This is a genomic window from Mitsuaria sp. TWR114, from assembly GCF_007997345.1.
On sequence record NZ_VOSR01000055.1, the window covers coordinates 1 to 22305 of the forward strand.

Annotated in this window: 21 protein-coding genes and 4 pseudogenes; 17 read left to right on the forward strand and 8 right to left on the reverse strand. The window is 67.5% G+C overall.

Annotation, left to right across the window (positions count from 1 at the left end):
* The 4 genes and pseudogenes from FUT87_RS28340 to phaR all read left to right on the forward strand — a co-directional run.
* A pseudogene (locus FUT87_RS28340) lies at window positions 1-474 on the forward strand (hypothetical protein); the annotation flags it as partial.
* Between the two features lie 32 nt (window positions 475-506).
* Window positions 507-1537, forward strand: a pseudogene (locus tag FUT87_RS03370) (LacI family DNA-binding transcriptional regulator).
* Window positions 1538-1697: 160 nt separating this feature from the next.
* Window positions 1698-2702, forward strand: a complete 1005-nt coding sequence (locus FUT87_RS03375; protein WP_255511639.1) for a tripartite tricarboxylate transporter substrate binding protein — start codon at window positions 1698-1700, stop codon at window positions 2700-2702.
* Between the two features lie 115 nt (window positions 2703-2817).
* Complete coding sequence (phaR, locus tag FUT87_RS03380) at window positions 2818-3399, forward strand: polyhydroxyalkanoate synthesis repressor PhaR (RefSeq protein ID WP_147240086.1); 582 nt, start codon at window positions 2818-2820, stop codon at window positions 3397-3399.
* Between the two features lie 37 nt (window positions 3400-3436).
* Here phaR and FUT87_RS03385 read toward each other — a convergent pair whose 3' ends face one another.
* On the reverse strand, window positions 3437-3904 hold the full coding sequence (locus FUT87_RS03385) for a GFA family protein (protein WP_147240087.1): 468 nt from the start codon (window positions 3902-3904) through the stop codon (window positions 3437-3439).
* A 262-nt stretch (window positions 3905-4166) separates the two neighbouring features.
* Between FUT87_RS03385 and FUT87_RS03390 the strand changes: the two genes are divergently transcribed.
* The 4 genes from FUT87_RS03390 to FUT87_RS03405 all read left to right on the forward strand — a co-directional run bounded on the left by FUT87_RS03390 (window position 4167) and on the right by FUT87_RS03405 (window position 7557).
* Window positions 4167-4382 carry a hypothetical protein gene (locus FUT87_RS03390; protein WP_147240088.1) on the forward strand — a complete coding sequence of 72 codons (216 nt, stop codon included), beginning with the start codon at window positions 4167-4169 and terminating at the stop codon, window positions 4380-4382.
* Window positions 4382-4621, forward strand: coding sequence for a hypothetical protein (locus FUT87_RS03395; RefSeq protein WP_091732098.1), 240 nt, complete (start codon window positions 4382-4384; stop codon window positions 4619-4621). The genes FUT87_RS03390 and FUT87_RS03395 overlap by 1 nt, the downstream gene beginning before the upstream one ends.
* 179 nt (window positions 4622-4800) lie before the next feature.
* Window positions 4801-6210 carry a 30S ribosomal protein S12 methylthiotransferase RimO gene (gene rimO, locus FUT87_RS03400; RefSeq protein WP_147240089.1) on the forward strand — a complete coding sequence of 470 codons (1410 nt, stop codon included), beginning with the start codon at window positions 4801-4803 and terminating at the stop codon, window positions 6208-6210.
* A 147-nt stretch (window positions 6211-6357) separates the two neighbouring features.
* Window positions 6358-7557, forward strand: a complete 1200-nt coding sequence (locus tag FUT87_RS03405) for a PLP-dependent transferase (RefSeq protein WP_147240090.1) — start codon at window positions 6358-6360, stop codon at window positions 7555-7557.
* Window positions 7558-7635: 78 nt separating this feature from the next.
* Here the strand turns inward: FUT87_RS03405 and smpB are convergent, their stop codons facing one another.
* A complete protein-coding gene (gene smpB / locus FUT87_RS03410; protein WP_091732110.1) occupies window positions 7636-8100 on the reverse strand; it encodes an SsrA-binding protein SmpB in 465 nt (154 codons plus the stop codon).
* Between the two features lie 106 nt (window positions 8101-8206).
* Here smpB and FUT87_RS03415 point away from each other — a divergent pair, with 106 nt between their 5' ends.
* The 3 genes and pseudogenes from FUT87_RS03415 to FUT87_RS31320 form a co-directional block, all read left to right on the forward strand.
* Window positions 8207-8671 (forward strand): type II toxin-antitoxin system RatA family toxin, encoded by a 465-nt coding sequence (locus FUT87_RS03415; RefSeq protein WP_147240091.1) that lies wholly within the window; start codon window positions 8207-8209, stop codon window positions 8669-8671.
* On the forward strand, window positions 8658-8981 hold the full coding sequence (locus FUT87_RS03420; RefSeq protein WP_147240092.1) for an RnfH family protein: 324 nt from the start codon (window positions 8658-8660) through the stop codon (window positions 8979-8981). The genes FUT87_RS03415 and FUT87_RS03420 overlap by 14 nt, the downstream gene beginning before the upstream one ends.
* 346 nt (window positions 8982-9327) lie before the next feature.
* Window positions 9328-9495 (forward strand): annotated as a pseudogene (locus tag FUT87_RS31320) (FAD binding domain-containing protein); the annotation flags it as partial.
* Between the two features lie 14 nt (window positions 9496-9509).
* Here FUT87_RS31320 and FUT87_RS31580 read toward each other — a convergent pair.
* A pseudogene (locus FUT87_RS31580) lies at window positions 9510-9629 on the reverse strand (hypothetical protein); the annotation flags it as partial.
* 60 nt (window positions 9630-9689) lie between these two features.
* Here FUT87_RS31580 and guaB point away from each other — a divergent pair.
* Genes guaB through guaA form a run of 3 tightly spaced genes read left to right on the forward strand, consistent with a single transcriptional unit; the run spans window position 9690 to window position 14111 of the window.
* Entirely contained in the window at window positions 9690-11162 is a 1473-nt protein-coding gene (gene guaB, locus FUT87_RS03430) for an IMP dehydrogenase (RefSeq protein ID WP_091732127.1), read from the forward strand.
* The gene (locus FUT87_RS03435; RefSeq protein WP_404935354.1) at window positions 11159-12454 is read left to right on the forward strand and encodes an MFS transporter; all 1296 of its coding nucleotides are present in this window, start codon (window positions 11159-11161) and stop codon (window positions 12452-12454) included. Before guaB ends, FUT87_RS03435 begins: the two co-directional genes overlap by 4 nt.
* Window positions 12455-12506: 52 nt before the next feature.
* On the forward strand, window positions 12507-14111 hold the full coding sequence (guaA, locus tag FUT87_RS03440) for a glutamine-hydrolyzing GMP synthase (protein ID WP_091732129.1): 1605 nt from the start codon (window positions 12507-12509) through the stop codon (window positions 14109-14111).
* A 398-nt stretch (window positions 14112-14509) separates the two neighbouring features.
* On the opposite strand, the gene FUT87_RS03445 is transcribed toward guaA, so the two are convergent.
* The 4 genes from FUT87_RS03445 to FUT87_RS03460 form a co-directional block, all read right to left on the reverse strand.
* Window positions 14510-16771 (reverse strand): hypothetical protein, encoded by a 2262-nt coding sequence (locus tag FUT87_RS03445; RefSeq protein WP_147240094.1) that lies wholly within the window; start codon window positions 16769-16771, stop codon window positions 14510-14512.
* A complete protein-coding gene (locus tag FUT87_RS03450) occupies window positions 16768-18000 on the reverse strand; it encodes a hypothetical protein (protein WP_147240095.1) in 1233 nt (410 codons plus the stop codon). Before FUT87_RS03450 ends, FUT87_RS03445 begins: the two co-directional genes overlap by 4 nt.
* Before the next feature lie 625 nt (window positions 18001-18625).
* Window positions 18626-19129 (reverse strand): type II toxin-antitoxin system VapC family toxin, encoded by a 504-nt coding sequence (locus tag FUT87_RS03455; protein WP_147240100.1) that lies wholly within the window; start codon window positions 19127-19129, stop codon window positions 18626-18628.
* Window positions 19116-19331 carry an AbrB/MazE/SpoVT family DNA-binding domain-containing protein gene (locus tag FUT87_RS03460; protein ID WP_141225424.1) on the reverse strand — a complete coding sequence of 72 codons (216 nt, stop codon included), beginning with the start codon at window positions 19329-19331 and terminating at the stop codon, window positions 19116-19118. The genes FUT87_RS03455 and FUT87_RS03460 overlap by 14 nt, the downstream gene beginning before the upstream one ends.
* 252 nt (window positions 19332-19583) lie before the next feature.
* Between FUT87_RS03460 and FUT87_RS03465 the strand changes: the two genes are divergently transcribed.
* From FUT87_RS03465 to FUT87_RS03475, 3 genes are all read left to right on the forward strand, one after another.
* Window positions 19584-20351: an NIPSNAP family protein gene (locus FUT87_RS03465; protein WP_147240096.1), complete on the forward strand. Its 768-nt coding sequence runs from the start codon at window positions 19584-19586 to the stop codon at window positions 20349-20351.
* Between the two features lie 71 nt (window positions 20352-20422).
* A complete protein-coding gene (locus tag FUT87_RS03470; protein ID WP_147240097.1) occupies window positions 20423-20650 on the forward strand; it encodes a hypothetical protein in 228 nt (75 codons plus the stop codon).
* A complete protein-coding gene (locus FUT87_RS03475; protein ID WP_147240098.1) occupies window positions 20647-21198 on the forward strand; it encodes a 2'-5' RNA ligase family protein in 552 nt (183 codons plus the stop codon). Before FUT87_RS03470 ends, FUT87_RS03475 begins: the two co-directional genes overlap by 4 nt.
* 66 nt (window positions 21199-21264) lie before the next feature.
* Here the strand turns inward: FUT87_RS03475 and FUT87_RS03480 are convergent.
* The coding region (locus tag FUT87_RS03480) for a DUF72 domain-containing protein (RefSeq protein WP_255511642.1) at window positions 21265-22305 on the reverse strand (1041 nt) is incomplete at its 5' end.

Genomic DNA, 22305 nt, shown 5'->3' on the forward strand with positions numbered 1-22305 from the left:
GGGCATTCGCTCGGCGGCCTGCTGTCGCTGCTGGCCGTGCTGCGCGGTTTCAACCTCTACGGCGAGAACGCCCCGTGGGTCCGCGGCGCTTCGGCGCTGGAGACGGCGATGTCGTGGCTCAACTTCACGAAGTACCCGCCGTCGCTGGACTTCCTGCTGCTGACTCTGGGGATCGGACTGGCGCTGCTGGCCGTGCTCGAACGCGCGCGCGGCGCCTTCACGCGGGTGTGCGCGGTCTTCGGCGGCGCGCCGATGTTCTATTACCTGCTCCACCTGTACCTGCTGCTGATCGGGTACCGCGTGGCGCTGGCGCTGCTCGGTCCCAACCAGGGCACGCGGCTGGGCGTCGACGAGGGCTGGTTCGCGCTGATCTGGCTGATCTGGCTGGCGCTGATCCCGCTGCTGTACCCGCCGGTGAAGGCCTTCGCGGCCTACAAGCGACGCACCCGCCGGGCCTGGGTGAAGTACTTCTGAGGCGCCGGCGCGCCCCTATGATCGGCGCCCATATGGCAGAGACCGAGCGCTTCCCCCGTCCCCGTCGTCGCAAGGGCAGTGGTGCCGTCACGCTGCGCGACGTCGCGCAACTGGCGGGCGTGGCCCCGATCACCGCGTCCCGCGCGCTCAACACGCCGTCCCAGGTCTCGCCCGAGGTGCTGGGACGCGTCACCGAGGCGGTCCGCCAGACCGGCTACGTGCCCAACCTGCTCGCGGGCGCGCTGTCGTCGATGAAGAGCCGCATGGTCGGCGTCGCGGTCCCCACGATCGCCGGCCCGGTCTTCCTCGACACCGTGCAGAGCCTGACCGAGGCGCTGTTCGAGGCTGGCTACCAGGTGCTGCTCGGCCAGACCGGCTACGACAACGCCCGCGAGGACGCCTGGCTGGACGCGATGATCGGCCGCCGGCCCGATGGCCTGGTGCTCACCGGCACCAGCCATTCGGAGCAGGCGCGCACCCGGCTGCGCGCCGCCGGCGTGCCGGTGGTCGAGACCTGGGACCAGAGTGACGATCCGATCGACATGCTGGTGGGCTTCTCCCATGTGGAGGTCGGCCGCAAGGTGGCCACCTACCTGCACGAGCGCGGCTACCGCCGGCTGGCGGCGTGGCCGGCAGCGACGAACGCGCGATGCGCCGTTTCCGCGCCTTCCAGGAGCAGGCGAGGGCGCTGGGCGTCGCCGACGTGCCGGTCGCTACCGTCGCCACGCCGACCACGCTGGGCAGCGGTCGCCGCGGCCTGGCCGAATTGCTGGCGCATCCCGACGGCATCGACGCGGTGTTCTGCAGCTCCGATTCGCTGGCGCTGGGCGTGCTCATCGAGGCGCAGGCCCGCGGGCTGCGCGTGCCGCAGGATCTGGCCATCGTCGGCTTCGGCGACCTCGCGCTGGCCCGGGACCTCGAGCCCGCGCTGACCACGGTGCGCATCGATGGTTTCGCCATCGGGCGGCAGGCGGCGCGCTTCATCCTCGATCGCGCCGACGGCCCGGTCGAGCGCCGCGCGATCGACATCGGCTTCGAGCTGGTCCAGCGCGCCAGCGCCTGATCCGCGGGCGCCGCGCAGGCGTCCGACCCGGTGAAATCCCTCATGAACGCGACCTTGACGTTCGTGACGGTACCGATACCATCGTCGCCATCAAGAAGATGGTATCGGTACCAATCCGAGGTCGGCGAGGCCCGTGCCGTCATGGATGGAGACAAGCGAGATGACTCTGGTGAAGCGCAGCCGCGTGCGGCTCCTGGGCGCCGCGGCGGCGATGGCGCTCGGTGCGACGATCACGATGACCCCGGCGCTCGCCGCCGACGCCACGAACTGGCCGACGCAACCGGTCAAGCTGATCGTGCCGTTCGCGCCCGGCGGCACCTCCGACGTGCTGGCGCGGGAGATCGCCGCGCGGCTGCAGGTGGCGCTCAAGCAGACGGTCGTCGTGGACAACAAGGCCGGCGCGGGCGGCGTGCTGGGCGCGGACAGCGTGGCCAAGGCGGCGCCTGACGGCTACACCGTGCTGCTGGGCACGATCGCCACGCATGCGATCAACCCGGCGCTGATGCCCAAGATGCCCTACAAGGCCGATCGCGACTTCGCGCCGGTGATCCTGCTGGGCAAGATCTCCAACGTGCTGCTGATCGGCCCGGGCGCGCAGGCTCGGACGGTCAAGGACATCGTCGCCGCCGCCAAGGCCAAGCCGGGCGACATCACCTTCGCCTCGGCGGGGCAGGGCACCTCGCAGCACTTGTCGGGTGAGGTGTTCCGCCTGATGACGGGCGCCGACCTGACGCATGTTCCCTACAAGGGGAGTGCGCCGGCGATCCAGGACGTCATGGGCGGCCAGGTGCCGATGAGCTTCGAGACCGTGACCGTGGCGCTGCCGCAGATCAAGGCGGGCAAGGTCAAGGCGGTGGCGGTGACCTCGGCCAAGCGCAGCGCGCAGCTGCCCGACGTGCCGACGCTGGCCGAGTCCGGCGTGCCCGGCTTCGACGTGTCGAGCTGGCAGGCGTTGTACCTGCCGGCGGGCACGCCGCCGGCGATCGTCGCCAAGCTCAATGCCGAGGTGCAGAAGATCGTCGCTCAGCCCGAGGTGAAGGCCAAGATGGAATCGCTCGGCCTGGAGTACGCGCCCAACAGCCCGGCCCAGTTCACCGAGTTCCAGAAGGCCGAGCAGGCCCGGTGGGCCAAGGTGATCAAGGACGGCAACGTCAAGCCCGACTGATCGTCAAGCGCCCCTCGTCGGGCCGATGCGTCCCCCGCACAGCAAGGGAAAGCACCCGGCGGGGGGCTTGCCGGGCCCCTCCTAGAATGGGCCGCAGACCCTCAGAGGAGACAGCATGGCGACGGCCCGACGCGGCAAGACGGCAACCGGCGGCGAGGACCCCACGCAACCCAAGGGGCCGCGGGTGCTGAAGAAGTACCCCAACCGGCGGCTCTACGACACCCAGACCAGCAGCTACATCACCTTGGCGGACGTCAAGAAGATGGTGCTCGAGGGCGAGGTCTTCGAGGTCCGCGACGCCAAGTCGGGCGAGGAGCTGACGCGCTCCATCCTGCTGCAGATCATCCTGGAGGAGGAGATGGGCGGGATGCCGATGTTCTCGACGCCGCTGCTGGCGCAGATCATCCGCTTCTACGGCCATGCGATGCAGGGCCTGATGGGCGCCTACCTCGAGAAGAACCTGCAGGCCTTCGGCGAGATGCAGGCGCGCTTTGCCGAGCAGAGCAAGGGCGCGGGCTTCGACCCGCAGCTGTGGTCGCAGTTCATGAGCGGCCAGGCGCCGATGATGCAGGGCCTGATGGGCAACTACCTGGAACAGTCCAAGAACCTGTTCCTGCAGATGCAGGAGCAGTTCCAGAGCGCTGGCAACATCTTCCCCGGCATGCCGGGCTTCCCCCCGCAGCCCCCCAAGAAGTAGGGCACGATCGGCGGCGGCCGCGACGGTCTCGGCGGCGCTACAGCCCGTGCCGCCGATGCCAGTCGGCGAGTGATTCGTCGGGGAAATGGTCGAAGCGCTGGTCGCCCGGCCGGCCCTCGACCTCCACCCAGGCGGCCTTCGAGTCGAGCAGGCCATGCACGTTCTCCGGCGGCGTGGGCAGCGGCGTGTCGATGGCGCTGGCATGCGGGTGGATCAGGTCGGGCCAGTTGTCGTCGTACATCCAGAGCGCGGTGCCGCAGCGGCCGCAGAAGTGGCGCTGGCCGGAGCTTTCCTTGCCGTCGATCACCGCGCGGTAGACCCGCAGCTCGCGCTTGCCCTTGATGAGCTTGAAGGTCCGGTGGTCGGCGCCGATGTTGATCGCGTAGCCGCCGGTGCCGGCGGTCTTGCGGCAGATCGAGCAATAGCAGCGCAGGTAGGGGCAGGGCTCGGTCGATTCGACCGAGAAGCGGACGCGGCCGCAGTGACAGGAGCCTTCGAGGTGCATGGGTGGCCTCCATTCCGATCGATGTTGGCAGCAAGTGGCATGCCTCCTTTCGGAATGTGAGGGATGCATCTTTGCGTCGCGGCGCTGTGCTGACCTAGGGGCGGCACGGGAGTACCGAATCCTGAGACTCGCGGACTGTGGCGTGCAAGTGGAGGTGGGGCGCGGGTCTCGGGACCCCACCTAACATCCTTGGCTTCGCACGGTGGGAGCAGTCGGAGTGCAGACATCGAGGACACATTGGGAGTCGTTCAAGGACTCCGTCGTGCACCTGCTCTATGTCACGGGCTACTTCAGCGTGATCGCGCTCGTAGCCGTGGCGTTCGACCTGATCGGTCACCAAGTGCTGCCGTGGATCGGCGTAACATCTTTCGTCGGCACCGGCTTCATCTGGGCGTCCGAGGCGTTGTTCGCGGTCGACCTGATCCTGTTGGGTGTCTACGTGTTCCGTTCGATGTGGGAAAAGTTGAAAGGCCACTGATGACGTTGAAGCTGAACTTCAGCCGGATCGCCAAAGAATCCGCCATCGATTTCTTCGCCCCGCTGACCGGCATGTACAAGGTGTTGATTTCGGATCTGGCGACGGCTCGCGGCCAGGTGCGCCCGGATGGCGATGGCCCCGCGATCAGGGCGAAGGTTCTTGGTCGGCGCGCCGCGCGGCCGGCGGCCAATCGGTCTCTGGCGACTTCCGCCGTGCCCAGGGTGCAAGCAAAGGGCTGAAGGGCAGCGCGACTTCGCGGTGGCCACGCTTCTGAACGGACCGACTCCGGGATGCGCCCTCGCGGCGCGTGACCAATTCGAGGCGCAGCGGCTGGGAGATGCCGGTCGGAAGGCCGGAGGCGGGCGCTTCCTCTACAATGCCGCCCCAGCTCCCAGCCAGGCCCTCCGGCGGAATTCAAATGGAATCAACGACTTACGACATCCCCGCCGACAAGAAGGCTGCCGCTCCGAAGATCGGCTTCGTCTCCCTGGGCTGCCCCAAGGCGCTCACCGATTCCGAACTGATCCTCACGCAGCTGCGCGCCGAGGGTTACGAGACCTCCAAGACCTTCGCCGGCGCTGACCTCGTCATCGTCAATACCTGCGGCTTCATCGACGACGCCGTGAAGGAGTCGCTGGACACGATCGGCGAGGCGCTGGCCGAGAACGGCAAGGTCATCGTCACCGGCTGCCTCGGCGCCAAGGCCGGCGCGAGCTCCGACAACATGGTCCGCGAGGTGCATCCCAGCGTCCTCGCCGTCACCGGCCCGCATGCGACGCAGGAAGTGATGGACGCCGTCCACACCCACGTCCCCAAGCCGCACGACCCCTTCATCGACCTCGTCCCCGAGGCCCGCGGCGTGGCCGGCATCAAGCTCACGCCCAAGCATTACGCCTACCTGAAGATCTCCGAGGGCTGCAACCACCGCTGCAGCTTCTGCATCATCCCGAGCATGCGCGGCGACCTGGTCTCGCGCCCCATCGGCGACGTGCTCGCCGAGGCCAAGGCGCTGTTCGAGTCCGGCGTCAAGGAACTGCTGGTCATCAGCCAGGACACCAGCGCCTACGGCGTCGACATCAAATACCGCACCGGCTTCTGGGACGGCAAGCCGGTCAAGACCCGCATGTTCGACCTCGTCGCCCAGCTCGGCGAGATCGCCAAGCCCTACGGCGCCTGGGTGCGCCTGCACTACGTCTATCCGTATCCGCATGTCGACGAGGTGCTGCCGATGATGGCCGAGGGCCTCATCCTCCCGTATCTCGACGTCCCGTTCCAGCACGCGCATCCGGATGTGCTCAAGCGCATGAAGCGCCCGGCCAACGGTGAGAAGAACCTCGAGCGCATCCAGCGCTGGCGCGAGATCTGTCCCGAACTGGTGATCCGTTCCACCTTCATCGCCGGCTTCCCCGGCGAGACCGAAGCCGAGTTCCAGTACCTGCTGGACTTCATGCGCGAAGCGCAGATCGACCGCGCCGGCTGCTTCGCCTACTCGCCGATCGAGGGCGCGCCGGCCAACGCGCTGGAAGGCGCGCTGCCCGACGAAGTCCGCGAGGAGCGCCGCGCCCGCTTCATGGCGGTGGCCGAGGAGGTGTCCATCGCCAAGCTGCAGCGCCGCATCGGCGCGACGATGCAGGTGCTGGTGGACTCGGCGCCGGCGCTGGGCCGCAAGGGCGGCGTCGGCCGCTCGTATGCCGATGCGCCCGAGATCGACGGCACCGTCCGCCTGCTGCCGCCGGAGAAGGCCAGCAAGCAGCTCCGCGTGGGCGAGTTCACCCGCGCCCGCATCGTCGGCGCCGAGGGGCACGACCTGATCGCGCTGCCGATCTGATCGGCGACGCGCCCGCCGGGCCCGCGCATCCCGGGCGCCTCCGCCGCTCACCCGCCACGCCGGCCTCGTGCCGCGTTTTCATTGCGGGCGCACGGCTGTCGCGGCTGCCGCAGAATGGCCGTCCCGTTCCCAGCGCCAGGAGACTTCGTGAGCAAACGCGGCCCGTCCACCGAGCAGATCCACCACCCGTTCCGCGCGCCAGACGGCTGGGACGCCGTCGCGGTGCCCGTGGCCAAGGCCTCGACGGTGCTCTTCAAGGACACCGCCGAACTGCACCGGCCGCGCGCGCAGGACGGCATCAGCTACCGCTACGGCCTGCCGGGCACGCCCACCACCTACACGCTGGCCGCGCGCATCGCGACGCTGGAGCACGCGCAGCATTGCGTGCTGACGCCCAGCGGCCTGGCCGCGATCACGCTGACCAGCCTGGCCTTCCTCCAGCCCGGCGACGAGGTGCTGGTGCCGGACAACGTCTATGGCCAGAACCGGCACATCACCACCGGCTTGCTGACGCGGCTCGGCATCACGCACCGCTTCTACGATCCGCTGGATGTGCCCGCGTTCGAGGCGATGCTGTCGCCCCGCACGAAGCTGGTGTGGCTGGAGGCCGCCGGGTCGATCACGCTGGAGTTCCCCGATCTCATCGGCCTGTTGAGCGCCTGCCGTGCCCGCGGCGTGCTGACCGCGCTCGACAACACCTGGGGCGCGGGGCTTGCCTTCAATGCGTTCGAGGTGGCGCCGGGCCTCGGCGCCGACCTCAGCATGCAGGCGCTGACCAAGTTCCCGTCCGGCGGCGCGGACCTGCTGATGGGCGCCGTCTGCACGCGGGACGCGGCGCTGCATCGGCAACTGGTGGCGATGCACGAGTACCTCGGCCATGGCGTCGGGCAGAACGATGTCGAGGCGGTGCTGCGCGGCCTGCCGAGCGTCGTGCTGCGCTACCGCGCGCAGGACGCCGCGACTCGCGACCTGGCCCGGTGGATGGCTGCGCGGCCGGAGATCGCGCGCGTGCTGCATCCGGCGCTGCCTGATTCGCCGGGTCATGCGCACTGGCGACAGGTGAGCCCCGATGCGGCGGGCTGCCTGTTCTCGGCGGTGTTCCGGCCGGACTACGACGCACGGCGCGTCGACGCCTTCGTCGACGCGCTGCGCTGCTTCGGGATCGGTTATTCCTGGGCCGGGCCGATGAGCCTGGCGGTGCCCTACGACCTGAGCCGGAGCCGCTCGCTCGGGCTGCCGTGGACGGAGCAGGAGGGCGGCACGCTGGTGCGCTTTGCCATCGGGCTGGAGGACGTGGAGGATCTGCGTGCCGACCTGGCGCAGGCGTTCGAGGTGCTGAAGGGTTGAACGGCTGAAGGGCAGGGCGGCCGAGCCGCCGAAGAAGCGACGGACCCGGGACGACGGAGCGGCCAGGGCCGCAGCCGCTCAGTCCTTGGCCGGGCCCGACACCTTGTGGCGCATCAGGCGGCCCTTCTCGCGCTCCCAGTCGCGCTTCTTCTCGGTCTCGCGCTTGTCGTGCTGGGCCTTGCCCTTGGCCAGCGCGATCTGCGCCTTCACGCGGCCGTTCTTGTAGTGCAGGTCCAGCGGAATCAGCGTGAAGCCGCGCTGCTCGACCTTGCCGATCAGCCGGCGGATGTCGGCCCGGCTCATCAGCAGCTTCTTGGTCCGGTCGGCCTGCGGATGCACATGGGTGGAGGCGGTGCGCAGCGGATTGATGCGGCAGCCGATCAGGAAAAGCTCGCCCTCGCGGATGAGGACGTAGCCGTCCGGCAATTGGACCTGGCCGGCGCGGATCGCCTTGACTTCCCAGCCTTCCAGGACGATGCCGGCCTCGTACTGCTCCTCGATGTGGTACTCGAATCGGGCGCGGCGGTTTTCTGCGATGGACATAGGCGGGGGTGTTCTTCTCGTGCGGCGCACGGCGGGCGTGACAGCCGGATGGCGGCCAGATGGGGGCGATCGGGCCGCCTACAATCCCGCCATTCTAAGAACCGCCATGAAGCACGTCCGGAAGACAGTCCTCCTTTGGTACTCGCCGCGCGAGATGTACGAGCTGGTGACCCAGGTCGAGCGCTATCCGGAGTTCCTGCCGTGGTGCTCGGCGGCCGACATCCTCGAGCGTGACGACCACGGCATGACCGCCCGGCTGTCGCTGCACTATGCCGGCCTGCGCCACGCCTTCACCACCCGCAACACGCACGGGACCGACCAGCGCGTGCGCATGGAACTGGTCGACGGGCCGTTCTCCAAACTCGACGGCGACTGGCGCTTCCTGCCGCTGAACCGCCCCGGCACGCCGCCGGGCAGCGAGCCCAAGGCCTGCAAGGTCGAGTTCGAACTGCGCTACGCATTCTCGAGCTTCGCGCTCGAGGCGGTCGTCAGCCCGGTGTTCGATCGCATCGCCAACACCTTCGTCGACAGCTTCGTGAAGCGCGCCGAGCAGGTCCATGGACCCCGCTGAACTGTCGGTCGACCTCTTCTGGAGTCCCGTTCGCGGGGAGCTCCGCGAACAGCAGCTTCGCCTGCCCGCGGGCAGCACGCTACGGGATGCCTTGCTGGGCAGCCGGTGGTTCGAGCCGGACCGGATCGAGGCGTTGACGGCCGGCATCTGGGGCCGGACCGTGCCGCTGGACACGCCGCTGCGCGAGCGCGACCGCATCGAGGTCTACCGCCCGCTGACCGTTGACCCGAAGGAGGCGCGCCGTCAGCGCTATCAAGCGGCGGGCAGCCGCATCGTGACGCGGCATCGACCGCTGGGCCGCAAGGCCTGACGGAGCGCGGAGAAGCGCCAAGGAGTGCCAAGGAGCGTCGGGAGGCGCGCAGCAAAAAAGGCCGCGTGAGCGGCCTTTCGTCTTACCGGCGGTCACCGGACTTACGTCCGGCTTGCCGCCCGGTGTTGTTTCCCGGACGCGTTCCGGGCCTTACTTGCAGTTCGCGGTGATCACCGTCTGCATCTGGCGGATCTCGTCCTGGCGCATCTGCTCGGTCATCGGCTGCGATTCGCCACCGGCCGTGCCGGAGCGCAGGCGCACGCCGGACTCGAGCATGCGCTGGCGGTTCTGCGCCTGGCGGCAGTTCTCGGCCATCGCCTCGGTGCGGGCCTTGTCCTCCTGCGCCTTGCGCTCACGCTCGACCTTCTCGCGTGAAGACGGCTCGCTGGCGGCCCGGCCCGGCGCGCGCTTCATCGCCGGCGGGACCAACCTGCTCGACCTGATGAAGCTGCAGATCGAGGCGCCCGTCCACCTGGTCGACGTGAACGGCCTGGGCCTGGACCGGATCGAGCCCGGACGGTCGCTGTATTGCGTGCGGCCATCGGCATCGCGCCACTTCCATTGGGCGTGCGCGATCGAGGTCAGCGCCATCAGCGCCAGCGCGCACATCACGCCCAGCGGGCGTCGCGGGAGTCGGGGATTCATCATGGGCGTGGAGTGTACTGCCGGGCTTCTCTATAATGCGCCTTTGCGTCTGGAGCTTCCCTCATGCGCCTACTCGGAAAAGCGCTCACCTTCGACGATGTGTTGCTGGTGCCGGCGTTCTCCCAGGTGTTGCCGCGCGACACCAGTCTGGCCACGCAGTTCACGCGTGGCATCCGCCTGAATCTTCCCCTCGTGTCCGCCGCGATGGACACCGTGACCGAAGCGCGACTGGCGATCGCCATCGCCCAGGAAGGCGGCATCGGCATCGTCCACAAGAACCTGACCCCGCAGCAGCAGGCGGCCGAAGTGGCCCGCGTCAAGCGCTACGAGTCCGGCGTGCTCCGCGACCCCATCACGATCACCCCCCAGACCACCGTCCGCCAGGTCAAGCAGCTCAGCGAGCAGCACGGCATCTCCGGTTTCCCGGTGCTGGAGGGCAAGAAGGTCGTCGGCATCGTCACCGGCCGCGACCTGCGCTTCGAGACCCGCATGGACGCCCCGGTCAGCGAGATCATGACCCCGGCCGAACGCCTGATCACCGTCCGGGAGGGCGCCTCGCTCAACGACGGCAAGGCGCTGATGCACAAGCACAAGCTGGAGCGGGTGCTGGTCATCAACGACAGCTTCGAGCTGCGCGGCCTGATGACCGTCAAGGACATCACCAAGCAGACCAACTTCCCCAATGCCGCCCGTGACGACCACGGCAAGCTGCGCGTCGGTGCCGCCGTCGGCGTGGGCGAGGGCACCGAGGAGCGCGTCGAGCTTCTGGTGAAGGCCGGCGTCGACGCGATCGTCGTCGATACCGCGCACGGCCACAGCAGCGGCGTGATCGAGCGCGTGCGCTGGGTCAAGAAGAACTACCCGCAGGTGCAGGTCATCGGCGGCAACATCGCCACCGGCGCCGCGGCGCTGGCGCTGGTGGAAGCCGGCGCGGATGCGGTCAAGGTCGGCATCGGCCCGGGCTCGATCTGCACCACCCGCATCGTGGCGGGCGTCGGCGTGCCGCAGATCGCGGCGATCGACTTCGTCGCCACGGCGCTCAAGGGCACCGGCGTGCCGCTGATCGCGGACGGCGGCATCCGCTACTCGGGCGACATCGCCAAGGCCATCGCCGCCGGCGCCAGCACGGTGATGATGGGCGGCATGTTCGCCGGCACCGAGGAAGCCCCGGGCGAAGTGATCCTGTACCAGGGCCGCAGCTACAAGAGCTACCGCGGCATGGGCTCGATCGGCGCGATGAAGGCCGGCTCGGCGGACCGCTACTTCCAGGAAAACGACGAGACGACCAACCCGAACGCGGACAAGCTGGTGCCGGAAGGCATCGAAGGCCGCGTCCCGTACAAGGGGTCGATGGTCGCGATCGTGCACCAGATGGGCGGCGGGCTGCGGGCCTCGATGGGCTACTGCGGCTGCGCCAGCATCGCGGACATGCACGAGAAGGCCGAGTTCGTCGAGATCACCTCGGCGGGCATCCGTGAGAGCCACGTCCACGACGTGCAGATCACCAAGGAAGCGCCCAACTACCGTCTGGAGTGACGCCCTTGTCCGACCCGGCGCAGCGCGACGGCCCCGACGCCGTCGCGGCCTCGACCACGCATGGCGGCCGCAAGGCCGCCATGTCGTTCATCCTGATCGCGGTGCTGATCGACATGGTGTCGATCGGCCTGATCATCCCGGTGCTGCCGCCGCTGGTCGGAACCTTCACCCAGAACGAGACCCAGCACGCGCTCGCCCAACTGGCGGTGGCCTTCGCCTTCGGTCTCGCGAATTTCTTCGGTTCGCCCATCCTGGGCGGGCTCTCCGACCGCTTCGGCCGTCGCAAGGTGATGCTGGTCGGCTTCAGCGGGCTGGCGCTGAGCTTCTTCGTCACGGCCATGGCGCAGGCGCTGTGGATGCTGGTCGTGGTGCGGCTGTTCTCCGGCGCGATGCAGGCCAATGCGGCCGTCGCCAACGCCTATGTCGCCGACATCACCCCGCCCGCCGATCGCGCCAAGCGCTTCGGGATGCTGGGCGCGGCCTTCGGCATGGGTTTCATCCTGGGGCCGGTGATGGGCGGCCTGCTCGGCGCGATCGACCTGCACCTGCCGTTCTACGTCGCGGGCACGCTGGCGCTGATGAACTGGCTGTATGGCTTCTTCGTGCTGCCGGAATCGCTGGCGCCGGAGCACCGCCGGCCCTTCGACTGGCGCAAGGCCAACCCGTTCGCCGCGCTCGGCCGGCTGCGCAAGCTGCACGGGGTCGGGCCGCTGATCTACGTCATCGCCTGCTCGGGCCTGGCGCAACTGGTGATCCAGACCAGCTGGGTGCTCTACAACCAGCACAAATTCGGCTGGGGCCCGAAGGAGAACGGCCTGTCGCTGTTCGTTGTCGGCCTGGTGGCGGTGCTGGTGCAGGGCGTGCTGCTGCAGCCGCTGCTGAGATGGTTGGGGCCGCGCCGGCTGGTGCTGATCGGCCTGATGACCTCGATCGCGACCAACCTGATCTGGGGCCTCTCGACCGAGGCCTGGATGATGGTGGCCGCAATCTTCCTGAACGTCTGCGGCGTGGCTGCCGGTCCGGCGATGCAGGGGGTGATCTCCAATGCCGCCGACGCGCGCACGCAGGGCGAGACCATGGGCGCGGTGGCCGCGATCAACAGCCTGATGGCGGTGATCTCGCCGATCGCCGGCCTGGGCCTGATGGCGCTGGCGGCCGAGCTGCCCAAGACCGACTGGCGCATCGGCGCCCCGTTCTACCTGTGCGCGCTGCTGCAGCTGGCCTCACTGGCCTTCGCCTGGCGCCACTTCAACACCGAGCCGCCGGCGCAGGCCGCCGCCGCCAAGGCATGAGCGCCGCCGCTCCGTCCGCAATCGAATTCCCAAGCATCGCTAGAAGCTGACCATGCACGACAAAGTCCTCATCCTCGACTTCGGCTCCCAGGTGACCCAGCTGATCGCGCGCCGCGTGCGCGAAGCCCACGTCTACTGCGAGATCCATCCCAACGACGTCAGCGACGATTTCATCCGCTCGTTCGCGCCCAAGGCGATCATCCTGTCGGGCAGCCATGCGTCGACCTACGAGGACCACGAACTGCGCGCGCCGCAGGCGGTGTGGGACCTGGGCGTGCCGGTGCTGGGCATCTGCTACGGCATGCAGACGATGGCGGTGCAGCTCGGCGGCAAGGTCGAGTGGAGCGACCACCGCGAGTTCGGCTACGCCGAGGTCCGCGCGCATGGCCACACCAAGCTGCTGGCCGGCGTCCAGGACTTCTCGACGCCCGAGGGCCACGGGATGCTGAAGGTCTGGATGAGCCACGGCGACAAGGTCACCGCGCTGCCGCCGGGATTCGTGCTGATGGCCTCGACGCCGAGCTGCCCGATCGCCGGCATGGCGAACGAGGAGAAGGGCTACTACGCGTTCCAGTTCCACCCGGAAGTGACGCACACGGTGCAGGGCGCCGCGATGATCACGCGCTTCGTGCGCGACATCGGCGGCTGCCGCGGCGACTGGATCATGGGTGACTACATCGAGGAAGCCGTCCAGAAGATCCGCGAGCAGGTGGGTGACGAGGAAGTCATCCTGGGCCTGTCCGGCGGCGTGGACTCGTCGGTGGCGGCGGCGCTGATCCACCGCGCGATCGGCGACCAACTGACCTGCGTGTTCGTCGATCACGGCCTGCTGCGCCTGAACGAAGGCGACATGGTCATGGACATGTTCGCGGGCAAGCTGCACGCGAAGGTCATCCGTGTCGACGCAAGCGAGCTATTCCTCGGCCAACTGGCCGGCGTGACCGACCCGGAGCGCAAGCGCAAGATCATCGGCGGCCTGTTCGTCGACGTGTTCAAGGCCGAGGCGGAGAAGCTCAAGGCCAGCGGTGGCGGCCACAAGGGCGCGACCTTCCTGGCGCAGGGCACGATCTATCCGGACGTGGTGGAGAGCGGCGGCACCAAGACCAAGAAGGCCACGACGATCAAGAGCCACCACAACGTGGGCGGCCTGCCGGAGCAACTGGGCCTGAAGCTGCTGGAGCCGCTGCGGGAGCTGTTCAAGGATGAGGTTCGTGAGCTGGGCGTGGCGCTGGGCCTGCCGCCGGAGATGGTCTATCGCCATCCGTTCCCGGGTCCGGGCCTGGGCGTGCGGATCCTGGGTGAGGTGAAGAAGGAATACGCGGACCTGCTGCGCCGCGCCGATGCGATCTTCATCGAGGAGCTGCGCAACACCCGCGACGAGGCGACGGGCAAGACCTGGTACGAGTTGACCAGCCAGGCCTTCACGGTGTTCCTGCCGGTGAAGAGCGTGGGCGTGATGGGTGACGGCCGGACCTACGACTACGTCGTCGCGCTGCGTGCGGTGCAGACCAGCGACTTCATGACGGCGGACTGGGCGGAGCTTCCCTACAGCCTGCTCAAGCGCTGCTCGGGCCGGATCATCAACGAGGTGCGCGGCATCAACCGCGTGACCTACGACGTGTCGAGCAAGCCGCCGGCGACGATCGAGTGGGAATGAGCCCAGATCGCGCCACGACGTTTCAGGACGTGGCGCGATCGGCGAAATTTCCTAGTCCCGTCAAGGGCATATTGCTTCAGAGCGTGTCACGACGTCCCAGGGCTGCCCATCAAATTTGACGGCGTTCGCGACGGTTGATTCGTTGCTAGTGTTTATCGGCCGGTTGCATACCGTCAGATGGTCTGACGGTAGATGAGCCTGAGACCTTCAGGCGAGCTGGCCGCCGAAGCAGGGGCGGACGCCCCGACAGCGGGTCCGGGGGCCTGATACGTTATCGAGCGGCCCTGAGTACAACGCAAGTCCAGGCTGGCCAATGCACGCAACATCCGCGAGCGTAAGGCTTGACCCCGTTTAAGCGAACCCCAGTCTGCTGCATCCCGCGCTCGCCACTGACGGTCTCAATGGGGGATTGCATCGGCCAGCAACTCCAGGTGAGCAGGCAGCCCTGCCTTCTTGGCGTCGCTGCGAAACCCCATGCGGTCTGCATCGCGCAGTTTCAATCGCCCCGTAGCCATCGCAAGAAGCATCTCCGGCAGCGCGTCGCCACCCCCCGCCGCCCATGCAACGAGCTCGGCTCGCAAGATGGCGGCCATGGCGGCGCTGTGTGCCTCGTCCACCTCATACATTAACTCGCTCGGCCGAGCCGCGCGCAGCAAGCAGGCGCGAAGCACGGCGTCGTTGAACGTCGCGAAAGCCTTCGGGTCCAGCAGCACATGGCCGTACACCGACTGCACGAGTTCAACGGGTTCTCCAACCTTGGGCTTCGCATGAAGTTCGCGACCCATGACCCGGCAGGCCGCGAAAAGGTTGGACACGATGCCGAAGACGTCAGCTTGTGTAATGTTCCCGGTGCCGCCAGAAGTGTCCAGGAAGACAAAGTCAGGCTGTAGCTTCAACGGACCCGTTTGACCTACAAGAAAGAGTTCGTCCTGCGCGATGACCTGGTCGGACAGCATCTGGCGACGACGATCTAACTCTGGTAGCTCGACAAGGCCATCAAGTCGGCCCAAGAGCGCCAGCTCATCCACCCAGGCATTTGTCGAGCCATTGGTGCCGGGCAACGCCAGCCGGCGAGCTTCCTTGAAGGTGAACGTCTCCGGTCCACGCTCGCCGAATCCAAGGAACGTCCTGAGGTCCTGATACTGATGGGGCGTAGCCGCCACCGTGAGCGCTGAGAGATAGGCCACGTTCCCCTTCTTCACCAGCGACCGCAGCGTGGCGTTGGCTTGCCGCGCGCGGTTGTGATTCGCCAGGCAGCCGAAGACCACCAGTACGCCGTCACCCTCTTTCAGCTCCTTCTGCGATGCCAGATCCGACCAGTCGATGATGCGGGCTCCGCTGACGAGCTCGGTGATACCGGCCTCCTTGAGCAATTCGCTCAGCAGCTTCTCGCTCAGATCGATGCGAACAATCAGGGCCAGCGGATGCGGGCAATAGCGACGCAGCAAGCGGATGAACTCTTCGCGGATGGCTGGGCATTGAAGCAACCGCTCCTCATTGATAGCAATCGAGGACGGTAAGGTGGGGTCGGGCCTGGTCACCACGCCCATCGCATGCGTGACGCTCAGCTCTGTCAGCGTTTGCCTAGCGTCCTCGGTCTGCGTTGTCCGTAGGAAGGTGAACGATCGATGCTGACGCTGCTGAAGCAGGAACTGATCACCTTCGAGCTCCGCCAGCAATTGCTCCGACTTGCACAGCTTGCAAGTGTCGGCCGGGTAGTTCTCGACGGGCTGATAGCCAAAGCCGCGATCACCGCTGATGGTGAGGTCGCATAGCACCTGCTCAGGGCGTTTGGCATTGGGTCCGTCCCCCAGGAAGTACAGGGTCACGACCGAGCGTTTGTGCGCCCCTTGGGCGATGAGCCCGCTTGCCAAGGAGCCTGAGGTCGAAGCGGAAATGAGCAGGACGTCGCTCGTGGATAGGCGCCCAATCTGCCGCTGACCACCATAGGAGCCGAACGATCGCGCAGGAACGGGCAGGCTCCACAGCCCATGGGCCTGGGCCACTCGCATCAACGACAGCGCCACGGACAGAAGCGGTGCCGTGTCCACGAGGATGCGCTTGGGGTGCCGCAGGTCCAGCGTCTCCAAGGCGAATAGCGCTAGCAACCCGCATGCCGCGGTCGAAGTCAGCGTGTTGGCGGTGCGAAGGAACTTGGTCGAGTGCTTCGCCGAGCTCTTGCGGAAATGCACGCCCGGCGGCGCGACAACCAAGCCCTCATGGCTGTCAAAGAGATCGAACAGCCATCCGTCACGCAGCTGCGGATCGAGCGTGGCCGGCGGGGCAAAGACAGTCTTGCCGGTGCCCGGGTCGCACGACATCCGCGTGGCTGTGACGTGCGGCGTCTCCGTGGCGCTGCCTTGCGTCAAGTCCAGCAAGTAAACATGGCCGCTCTTGGCGGCCATGTAGGAGGTGGCTCGCATCAACGCGGCACCCGACTCCATCGCTTTCCGGCAGGCCTCGGAACTCAGGAATGGCGCAGCAATGAAGATGTTGGCCGTGCCCGCGCGCTGCTCGAAGACCTGCTTAATATCTCCGCTGACCATCAGGTCATCGAAGGCTTCGTCGTCGTAGACCAGCAAGCATGCCTCGCCGTCGTACTGGCCATCGCGAAAACGCGTGCGCAGCCACAAGCCGCGAGTGGTATCTGAGCGCTTCATGCGAGGGGAACCACCACGCGGACCACGGTACCGCGAACCATGTCGCGCGGCGCAGGACGCGTCGACAGCCTGTGATCGACATCCAGCAAGGTCGCGCGCGGCATGCCGGGCCGCGTGGGCGAATCCTGCGGTTCAAGCTGAGCGCGAAGCTCGCCTTCCAGGAAGCTGCGGAACCCATGCACCCGGCCGGTCCGCACTTCGAGCAGCCCCCGCATTTCCTTTAGTGCTCGAAGCACTTCATAAAGTCCCATGCCGCGGTGCCCTGGGCGAGGGTCCGGGATGGCCTTGTCCGAGTGCCGACCCATGCACTTGAGCACGATGGCGTACTCGACGTCGGGCGACACCGCTGGCCCCAAGGCATGTGCCCGGATCGTGTCTACCTGTCGATCACCGACTTCAACAGGTGCCCCGCGCGCTTGACCGCGCAGCAGCTGTCGGCGATACGAGTCGTAGTAACCGATCCCCGAGTCGAAAATAGTGAACTCAAGACACGGGATGGGTGCGGAACTGCCGGCGCCATGCTCGGGATGTCGTCGTGTTTCGAAGATCCGCTTGACGAGCAGTCCGCGCAGTGAGTTCGGGGACAGGGCCTTGCCCTCAGCATCCGTCTTGGCGTGATCATCCGTGTTCTCCAAGAGCTCGCGAAGGATCACGGAAAGCGCCATCCGAAGTTTGGACAGCCGCTGCGCGCTGAAACCTGCGCTCTGCTGAGCGAGTACCAGATCATCCACAAGGGACTCGAAGTCCGCCTCCGGTCTCAGTCGCCGGGTGGGGGCGTCGTACAGATCATGCGGCAGGCTCGGTCGAGGAGCATCCACGCACACCAAGGCTTGGCAGTCCGTAAACAGGTCGGTCACCAAGCGGTAAGACAGAATCTTGTTTCGCGTGCTTGTGAGGTTCTCCGAAGTGGCAGCCTCGTCCATCCCCTCGAAGACATGAGTCGCGTTGGTCAGGCAAAGGACCACGGCGGCCAGGGGATGGACGGACGGCGTCGCGATGACCTGGTTGGCGACGGCGCTCGCCCAGATGAACCGCAAAGAGGCTGCAGCATGCGCGAGCGTGATCAAACGCTGGATTGCCAAGCCTTCCGCACCAGCGTGGCCGAATCGCTCGCGATCTAGACATGCGTCCGAAACGGCGATGACAATGTCGCGCCCGATCTCGGGCAGCGTGATCGCGCTGGCGAGGTCGATGAGCGACAAACTCAGTGGCGGTTGCGTGGGGGCCATCGCCGGATCCTAATGGAACATTGAAGGGGCCTTTCGCACGACGGGCACCGAAGCGCGTAGAGGAGAGTTGAGGGGGCGCAACACCACTCGGACGCCACCGCTCGGACGCCACCGTGAGCCAGTCGCTCGTGGTGTTGGGCAAGTGGACTCATGGTGGAGGTCTGCGTGACCAGCATCTGGCTCCAACATTTGGACCCGAACCCGGACCGTGGCCCAGTTTGTGTATGCGCAGGGTGAATCCGGACAAACGGCAGGAAGGGGGCCGGGGTGCGGGCTCCAGGCTGAAGATGGGTCACAGTTCATCGACGATGAGGCGGATGAAAACTGATGCGCAAGTCGCGCCGTTTGAGCTGTTGTCTGGCTCTATGGGGTGCTCTTGATCAGCGACGCAAACAGGAGTGGGAATGGAGCACTGCGTCAAAGGGCGCTGCTTCGTTGATCGGCCCGTCCCGTGCTTCAAATTCGACGGTAAACGAGACAGCATCTCCAGTTTTCAGGCACAGGTTGGCCCTGGCGTACAGAGAAGCGCGATATCCAATTGACGTTTGAGTGGGAATGAGCGCTCGACGCTGATGCACAAGGGCCCTTCGGGGCCCTTGTTCGCTATTGCCGCGTCGTTGCCGTGCTATTGCGCCGTTGGCGCCAACTGCTTCGCCGTTGGCCAGCGATCCCATCGTCCGGTCGGCTCGGACGCTGAAGTGGCACTGCCTGCTGCACTTCCCTTGGCGAACAGCCTGACCAGCGGAAGGCCCCTGAAGTGCGCATCGCAGGTGAGAACTTCCGCGCCAAGCCGCAGCGCAGTGGCGTAGATGACCGCATCCGCAGTGGCGAGCTTGTGTTGCACGTTGGCCTGCGCCGCGAGCGCTGCGGTTTCGGAATCGAGCAGCTCGACTTGGCAGTCCTCCAGCGACTGTTCCAGCCGCTCCCGTTCTGCTTCGGTCAGTTCGCGCAGGGCCCATTTGGAGAGCTCCAACTGCACGATTGTCGGAACGATGCAATGGGCCTTGGCCGGGAGCGCAGCGGCAATTCGCTGCCCCAGGGCGGTCTGGGAGAAGCACTCGATCCAGACCGATGTATCGACCACGATCGGACTGCATGGGCCCTCGGGTTGGGCGCTAGTAGCGGTCATTGCGATCACGGTATCCCTCCGTGTTGGCGCCTTTGGCAATCCCGAAGAGTTCCTGCGGCGTTACGTGAGGGCAAATGAAGATGCCGTTGCCTCGGCGGATGAACATCAGCTTCTGCCCCGACTTCCATTTCAAGGAGTCTCGAAGCTCTTTGGGCAGCTCGATGCGGTGGCGAGGAGAAAGTTCTCCGGTGGGTGCGGGCATGTGTCCTCCATGGCGATCAGTGAAGCGGGAAGCCGCCGATTCTTCGCTCCCGGGCCTCTGAGGACTACGACCTTGACGAGTGGTGGCCACGCCGTGACTACCGAAGGTCGAGGTGCTGTCGACGTTGATGAGCAGTTGACGTTCGCCATCGCCATGAACCCATGGAGCGCCGGCCGTTGCTGACACGCGGTGACAGGGCGTCTCCCCAGAATCGCACGATCACTTCGACGCCCACGACCCAGGAGGTCCACCATGTCCGACGCCCATCCCGTCTTCGAGTTGCGCCAGTACAAGATCGTCAAGGGCGAGCGCGACCGCTTCATGCGGCTGTTCGACGAGGCGTTCGTCGACTCGCAGGAAGCGGTCGGGATGCGGCTGTACGGCCAGTTCGCCGACCTCGACGACCCCGGCCGCTTCGTCTGGATCCGCGGCTTCGACGACATGGCGGCGCGCGAGCGCGCGCTCCACGCGTTCTATTCCGGCCCAGTCTGGCAGGCTCGCCGCGACGAGGCCAACCCGCTGCTCGACGACAACGACAACGTCCTGCTGCTGCGGCCGACGCCAGGCGGGGCGGTGCCGGCGCGCATCGATGTGGCACGTGACACGGGCCGAGCGGGCAGGGCGGGCGGCGCGCTCGGCGCGGGCAGCGACCGCGGCACCGGACTCGTGCTGCTCCACCTGTGCTACCTCTGGAAGGATCCCGCCGATCCGGAGGACGGTTTCGCCCGCTTCTTCGAGCACGAAGTCGCGCCGGTGATCGAGGCCGCGGGACTGTCGGTGATCGGCAGCTTCATCCCGGAGCGCTCGCCCAACAACTTCCCGCGACTGCCGGTGCGCGAGGGCGAGAAGGTCTTCGTCTGGATGACGCGTGCCGCCGATGCCGACGACTGGGCCTTGCGCTGGAGCGCGTGCCGGCATGCGCCGGCCTGGCGCGCGTTCGCACCGCGCTGGCTGGACGCGCAGGAACGGGCACCGCAGATCCTGCGGCTGCGACCGAGCGTCGGCTCGGCCCTGCGCTGAGCCGGGTCGACGCACCGCGCCGCGCCCGCTTGGCTATGCTGCCCGCCATTCCTCGATTTCCGGATCTCCCCATGCGCAGCGCCCTGTCCATCCTGGCCGTCGTGATCGTGCTCAGCATCATCATGCTCACCGCGAAGAAGCAGATGGAAACCATGAAGCCCCGCCCGCCCGCGGCGTCCGCCGCGTCCTCGGGCGCGGCCGCGCCGTCGGACCTGCCGCAGCCCGAGGCCGTCGGCCGCCAGGTGCAGGACCTCATGAAGCAGGGCGAGCAGCGCGCCTCGGAGGCTGACGCGCGATGACCGTGCATGCGCTCTTCTTCTGCCTGCGGCCCGATCCGGCCACCGCGGCGAGGCTGAGCGCCGTGTCGGTCGACATCGCCCGGCGCTTCGGGCTGCGCGTTCGACCGCCCCGCACCGAGCGCCTGCATGTGACGCTCCACCACCTCGGCTGGTATGACGATGAGACCGACCAGGCCGAAGCGATGGCCGAAGTCCGGCAACTCGCCGAGGACGCCGCCGCGGCGCTGCGGCACGGGCCGGTCCGGGTCGACTTCGACCAGTTGCTGAGCTTCACCCGCAAGCCGCGCAACCTGCCGCTGGTGCTCAGCGGCGGCGCCTGCCTGGACGGCGTGCGCGCGACGCGGGCCGCGCTCGGCGAGCGGCTGCATGCGGCGGGCCTGCGGACCGATCCGCACTTCACGCCGCATCTCACGCTCTTCTACGACGATGTCGCCGTCGAGCCGCAGCCCTTCATCGTGCCCGGCTGGACCGCCTCTGAGTTCCTGCTGCTGGACAGCCTGCAGGGACAGTCCACGCACGTGGACCTGGCCCGCTGGCCGCTGGACTGAGCCCGGACCGGGCGTCAGCGGGCCTCGTCGATCGACGGCTCAACCCGCCCGTGGAGCTCGCCCCGCTCAGGCCGGGTCGACGATCTCCCGCGCCAGCGCGCGCAGGCTCAGCGGGGCGGAGCCCTCGGCATGGTTGGAGATCGTCACGTAGCAGGGCTGGCCGGCCTCGGCGGTGGCGCGCACGACCTTCGCCAGCACGGCTCGGGTCTCGGGATCGGGATCCATGACCTCGGCGTACTCGCCGTACTTCTTCTCCGCGTCCTCGTAGCCGAACGGGCCATGGACGCGGTGCAGGTTCCATCGGCAGACCAGCGGCCCGGGCCACATCGCACGCAGCAGCGGCAGCTGGTCCTGGATCGGGGGCAGCTTCGGATGCAGCCCGAGGCAGTAGCGCGCGCCGGTGTCCTTGAGCACGGCGACGAAGTCCGGCGTGAGCCATTCCGGATCGCGGACCTCCACCGCCACCACCGCCTCCGGCGCCACGTCGCGCAGCGAGGGCAGGGCGGCCAGCATCGCGTGCAGCCGGTCGAGCTGCTCCGGCATCCGGCCCAGCATGGCCAGGGGCAGCGGACTGAGCTGGAACACCAGCGCGCCGATGCGCGCGCCCAGCCCTTGCATTGCGGGTTCGAGGAATTCCTGGACCGCCAGCCGCGGATCGAGGAAGGCCGTGTTGGCCTGGCGGCCGCGGCCGTCCTCGGTCCGCACCTGCGCGTCGGTCACCACGCTCGGCGCCTTGACCGTGAAGCGGAAGTCCTCGGGCACCTGCTGCGCGTAGCGCTCGTACTGGCTGGCCGTCAGCGATTGGTAGAACCCGCGGTCGATGCTGACCGCGCGATGCAGCGGCTGCTGCGCATAGGCGCTCAGGCCGTTGCGCGACAGGGTGGATTCGCCGTGCCGGCCGGCCCAGACGATGCCCTGCCAGCCCGGATAGCTCCACGACGAGGTGCCCAGCCGGATCCGCGGCGACAGCGCGGCGGCGAGGGCGGCCTGCGATTCGTCCACCGGCTGCGGCTGGACGCCGGCGCGGCGGCGTTTCGGCGGCCCGTCCGTGGCGGGCGAGGGCGCGCCTGCGGTGGTCGCGCCGCTGGTGTCGTCCGGATCGTCCGC

Coding starts and splice junctions, on each gene's coding strand:
- FUT87_RS03375 (WP_255511639.1), top strand. CDS start 1,698: ATGACTCTGGTGAAGCGCAGCCGCGTGCGGCTCCTGGGCGCCGCGGCG.
- phaR (WP_147240086.1), top strand. CDS start 2,818: ATGGCGACGGCCCGACGCGGCAAGACGGCAACCGGCGGCGAGGACCCC.
- FUT87_RS03385 (WP_147240087.1), bottom strand. CDS start 3,904: ATGCACCTCGAAGGCTCCTGTCACTGCGGCCGCGTCCGCTTCTCGGTC.
- FUT87_RS03395 (WP_091732098.1), top strand. CDS start 4,382: ATGACGTTGAAGCTGAACTTCAGCCGGATCGCCAAAGAATCCGCCATC.
- rimO (WP_147240089.1), top strand. CDS start 4,801: ATGGAATCAACGACTTACGACATCCCCGCCGACAAGAAGGCTGCCGCT.
- smpB (WP_091732110.1), bottom strand. CDS start 8,100: ATGTCCATCGCAGAAAACCGCCGCGCCCGATTCGAGTACCACATCGAG.
- FUT87_RS03415 (WP_147240091.1), top strand. CDS start 8,207: ATGAAGCACGTCCGGAAGACAGTCCTCCTTTGGTACTCGCCGCGCGAG.
- FUT87_RS03420 (WP_147240092.1), top strand. CDS start 8,658: ATGGACCCCGCTGAACTGTCGGTCGACCTCTTCTGGAGTCCCGTTCGC.
- guaB (WP_091732127.1), top strand. CDS start 9,690: ATGCGCCTACTCGGAAAAGCGCTCACCTTCGACGATGTGTTGCTGGTG.
- guaA (WP_091732129.1), top strand. CDS start 12,507: ATGCACGACAAAGTCCTCATCCTCGACTTCGGCTCCCAGGTGACCCAG.
- FUT87_RS03445 (WP_147240094.1), bottom strand. CDS start 16,771: ATGAAGCGCTCAGATACCACTCGCGGCTTGTGGCTGCGCACGCGTTTT.
- FUT87_RS03450 (WP_147240095.1), bottom strand. CDS start 18,000: ATGGCCCCCACGCAACCGCCACTGAGTTTGTCGCTCATCGACCTCGCC.
- FUT87_RS03455 (WP_147240100.1), bottom strand. CDS start 19,129: ATGACCGCTACTAGCGCCCAACCCGAGGGCCCATGCAGTCCGATCGTG.
- FUT87_RS03460 (WP_141225424.1), bottom strand. CDS start 19,331: ATGCCCGCACCCACCGGAGAACTTTCTCCTCGCCACCGCATCGAGCTG.
- FUT87_RS03465 (WP_147240096.1), top strand. CDS start 19,584: ATGTCCGACGCCCATCCCGTCTTCGAGTTGCGCCAGTACAAGATCGTC.
- FUT87_RS03470 (WP_147240097.1), top strand. CDS start 20,423: ATGCGCAGCGCCCTGTCCATCCTGGCCGTCGTGATCGTGCTCAGCATC.
- FUT87_RS03475 (WP_147240098.1), top strand. CDS start 20,647: ATGACCGTGCATGCGCTCTTCTTCTGCCTGCGGCCCGATCCGGCCACC.